At 64.1% G+C, this 4169-nt stretch carries 4 protein-coding genes; 1 reads left to right on the forward strand and 3 read right to left on the reverse strand.

The annotated features are described in order from the left end of the window. The 3 genes from yidC to rpmH all read right to left on the reverse strand — a co-directional run. Positions 1–1657: membrane protein insertase YidC (gene yidC / locus VN004_RS01090; RefSeq protein ID WP_325606260.1), on the reverse strand; the 1657-nt coding region annotated here is incomplete at its 3' end. Positions 1658–1686: 29 nt separating this feature from the next. Continuing rightward, complete coding sequence (rnpA, locus tag VN004_RS01095) at positions 1687–2037, reverse strand: ribonuclease P protein component (RefSeq protein ID WP_325606261.1); 351 nt, start codon at positions 2035–2037, stop codon at positions 1687–1689. 28 nt (positions 2038–2065) lie between these two features. Beyond that, the gene (gene rpmH, locus VN004_RS01100; protein ID WP_325606262.1) at positions 2066–2200 is read right to left on the reverse strand and encodes a 50S ribosomal protein L34; all 135 of its coding nucleotides are present in this window, start codon (positions 2198–2200) and stop codon (positions 2066–2068) included. Positions 2201–2707: 507 nt separating this feature from the next. Between rpmH and VN004_RS01105 the strand changes: the two genes are divergently transcribed. Next, positions 2708–4168, forward strand: coding sequence for a HAMP domain-containing sensor histidine kinase (locus VN004_RS01105; protein ID WP_325606263.1), 1461 nt, complete (start codon positions 2708–2710; stop codon positions 4166–4168). The last annotated feature ends 1 nt before the right edge of the window (position 4169 follow it).

Below are 4169 nucleotides of genomic sequence, written 5' to 3' on the forward strand. Positions count from 1 at the left end.
TCTGGGTCGGGTCCGGCGGCGACGGGTTCAGCTTCATCTGGAACCACATCGTGATGCCCATGATGATCGGCCAGACTCCGATCATGAGATAGACGCCGATCACCGGCACGCTTGCCGGATTCCAGGGGATGAGCCCGAACAGATTGAAGAGCGTGGTCGGGTCGGGCGCCGCAAGATCCTTGATCCAGCCGAAGAACGGCGCGTGGCGCATTTCGATGGTGATGAACAGCACCTTGTAGAGCGCGAAGAAGACCGGGATCTGGATCAGGATCGGCAGACAGCCGGCCAGCGGATTGATCCGCTCCTGCTTGTACAGCTCCATCAAGGCCTGCTGCTGCTTGACCTTGTCGTCCGCATAGCGCTCGCGGATCTGCATCATCTGCGGCTGCACCGCCTTCATCTTCGCCATCGAGGCGTAGGATTTGTTGGCGAGCGGGAAGAACACGATCTTGATCAGGACCGTGACCAGCAGGATTGCGACGCCGAAATTGCCGAAATACTTGAAGAAGAAGTCCAGCACCCAGAACATCGGCTTGGTGATGAAATAGAACCAGCCCCAGTCGATCAGGAGCTCGAAGCGGTTCAGTTTCAGCGCATTGTCATAGTGGTCGACGATCGACACTTCCTTGGCGCCGGCGAACAGCCGCGCCTTGGCGCTGCCGGTGCCGCCGGCGGCGATGGTGACCGGGTCGAGCAGGTAATCGGTCTGGTAGGCCTTGCGGTTGTTCAGATCGCGGGCCGAGAAATTCGCCTTCACCCGCGCATTGGTCTCGGGCAGCAGCGTCGCGGCCCAGTATTTGTCGGTGATGCCGAGCCAGGCATTGGTGACGTCGAACGGGATCTGCTTCTCGGTTTCGATCTTGCTGTACGAGAATTCCTGCAGGCCCTTGTCGCCCATCACGCCGATCAGGCCTTCATGCAGGATGTAATAGCCGAGGATTTCCGGTTTGCCTTGCCGGGAAATCAGCGCGTAGGGAAACAGCGTCACCGGCTCGCCGGTGCGATTGATCACGGCGTCTTCGACCGTGAAGAGGTAGTTTTCATCGACGGTGATGACGCGCCGGAATTCGAGTCCCTCGCCGTTGTCCCAGGTCAGCGTGATCGGCTTGCCGACTCCGAGCGTGCCCGAGCCCTGCTGGGTCCAGATCGTGTTGTCGTCCGGCAGCTTCACCTTGGCGCCGGCGGCATTGGTCCAGCCGAATTGCGCATAGAACGGATGCGGGCTGCCGGATGGAGCGAGCAGCACGATCGCCGGCGATTTCGGATCGACCGTCTCGCGATATTTGATCAGCGATACGTCGTCGATGCGCCCGCCGCGCAGCGAGATCGAGCCGTGGATGGTGGGGGTTTCGATCGCAACGCGCGGAGAGGCGGCGAGCACCGCCTCGCGCGTCAGCGTCTGGCCGGGAACGGTCGGCTGGCCCGGTACAGAAGGCGTCGTCGCCGCGCCGGGCTGCGCCGAGGCTCCGGGAGCGGTGCCCGGCTGGGGAGCCGTGCCCGGCGTGGTCTGCTGCGTCTGCTGCGTCTGCTGCTGTTGCTTGAGCCTGGCTTCTTCGCGCTGACGCTCGAGCTGCGGGCCGCCGATGAAATATTGCCAGCCCAGGATCACGAGCAGCGAAAGCCCGATGGCAAGAAACATGTTCTTCTGGTCGTTGATCATGTGTCTTTGCTCACGGTCTGTCGTTATCAGGCATCGGGTCGGGGCTTGTGACGCATTGTATGGATGCGTGCGAGGGCGCGGTCATAATCCGCGGCCAAATCGGAAAAGGCAGCCGTCAAGGCCGCGCGCCGTCCGACGAGCACATAGTCATGGCCGGCGCGCAACGCATCCATTGACTTGAGGCGAACCACTTCGCGCAGCCTTCGGCGGACACGATTGCGTTCGACGGAATTTCCAACCTTCCGGGAAACTGTGAAGCCGACGCGCGGAGCGCCGTTGTCGCATCGGTCGCGCGACTGAAGAACGAAGCTTGCGGATGGCACTCTGGGGCCGCCGGCAGCAGCCAGGAAATCCGCTCGCTTTCTCAGATGCTCCATCCGGGCCGGCCTTCCGGGCCGCCCCGAATCAGGCGCTGAGGCGCTTGCGACCGCGGGCGCGCCGGGCCGCCACGACTTTGCGGCCGCCTTTCGTCGCCATACGGGCGCGGTAGCCGTGCCGGCGCTTGCGCACGAGCTTGCTCGGTTGATAGGTCCGTTTCACGGGAACAGTCTCCGCTGGTCGCGGCACAATGCCGGAGGCTTCGGGTGGTCGCACCGGCCTTAAGGCTGCAACCACATTCGCTGCGAAAAGCTTCGCTGTGAAGGCCGCCGGTGCCGGAATTCCGCGCGCTTATAAGGACGGAGCGGCTTTTCGTCAATGCGACAGCTGCGCCGCGCCGATCGGGCCATTCCCGTGTTCCGGTACGGTTTTGACAGCAAAATCAGTGCCTTACCCGCATTGGCGCTTGGCCGAGCGCAAGTCCGCGAAACGACGATTCGTTGGCCTGCGGATCAATGCCCCCCTTTCCGGGGGCTGGCGCTGCCCGGGGCCGACGACCATCTTTGCGGTGGCATCGAAAGTTCCGCCCGCCGCCGGCCGCGTTAACCATAGCAAGGGACCCCGCCTTGTCGCATTCGCGCCGGGTTTGACGATTTCACGGTACCGCCGCATCATGACTTTATACGGACCCTCGCGACATTTTCGTCGAGCCCGTACAGGCAGCCTGGAATGACCGATCTGGACGATAAAGGCCCCGTGCGTGTGCCGCGGTTTGGCCTTTCCGGCAAACTCCTGGTTCTCACGATCCTGTTCGTCATGATCGTGCAGGTGCTGATTTACGTCCCGGCGGTATCGATCTTTCGCGTCAACTGGCTGAACGATCGCCTGGCGGCCGCGCGAACCGCAGCACTCGTTCTCTATGCCGCGCCGAGCGGCATGGTCCCCGACGATCTCGCACGCGACATCCTCAGAAGCATCGGCGCCCAGGCCGTGGTCATGAAGACCGGGCAGACGCGGCGCCTGCTCGCGGTCACCGAAATGCCCGCCGAGATCCATCGCAACTTCGATCTGCGCGAGGTCGACTGGTTCGATGCCGTGGCCGGCGCCTATCACGCGGTGTTCGATCCGGGCGATACGATCCTGCGGGTGGTCGGCACGGCGCCGCGCGACGGTGAGTTCCTGGAAATCCTGATTCAGAACGAGCCGCTGCAGCGGGCGATGCTGCGCTTCTCGCGGAACGTGCTGGTGGCCTCCCTGATCATCTCGGCCTCGACGCTCGCGCTCGTCTATCTCGCGCTGCATTTCATGTTCGTGCGGCCGATGCGCAGGATTACCCGCAATATCATGGCGTTCCGGGCCGACCCGGAAAATCCTTCGCGCACCATCAGGGTCTCCCGGCGCAACGACGAAATCGGCATCACCGAGCGCGAGCTGGCCTCGATGCAGAGCAATCTGACCTCGATGCTGCATCAGCGTTCGCGCCTTGCGGCTTTGGGCCTCGCAGTGTCCAAGATCAACCACGACCTGCGCAACATGCTGGCCTCGGCGCAGCTCGTGTCGGATCAATTGTCGAGCGTCCGCGATCCGCGGGTGCAGCGCTTTGCGCCCAAGCTCGTGCGCACGCTGGAGCGCGCGATCGAGTTCTGCCAGTCCACCTTGTCCTATGGCCGCGCGCAGGAAGCGCCCCCGGACCGCCGGATGATCCCGGTCGAGCCGCTGGTCGAGGAGGTGCGCGAGACTCTTGGCCTGACCCCGGACAGCAATATCGGGTGGATCGTTTCGATCGAACGCGGCCTCGAGATGGACGCCGATCACGACCACATGTTCCGCGTGCTGCTGAACCTGACCCGCAATGCGATGCAGGCGCTGGAGGCGCGCGCCCCCAACAACGCCCTGCGCGATCAGATCAGGGTGACGGGCCGGCGCGAAGGCGGGGTGGTGGTGATCGAGGTCTCCGATACCGGGCCGGGCTTCCCGCCGCGCGCGCGCGAACATCTGTTCCAGGCCTTTTCCGGCTCGGCCCGGCCGGGCGGGACCGGGCTCGGCCTTGCGATCGCCGCGGAACTCGTCCGCGCCCATGGCGGCGAAATCCGGCTGGTGGAGGGCACGATCGGCGCGACCTTCCACCTCACGATCCCGGACCAGGCGGTCGATCTCGATGCCTGGCGTGAGGAGCGGGCCAGCGCCTGAA

Source organism: Pseudorhodoplanes sp., from assembly GCF_035565855.1.
GTDB lineage: Bacteria > Pseudomonadota > Alphaproteobacteria > Rhizobiales > Xanthobacteraceae > Pseudorhodoplanes.

Bases quoted from the DNA above. Each gene is read 5' to 3' on its own strand.
- rnpA (WP_325606261.1), bottom strand. From the start codon at position 2,037: ATGGAGCATCTGAGAAAGCGAGCGGATTTCCTGGCTGCTGCCGGCGGC.
- VN004_RS01105 (WP_325606263.1), top strand. From the start codon at position 2,708: ATGACCGATCTGGACGATAAAGGCCCCGTGCGTGTGCCGCGGTTTGGC.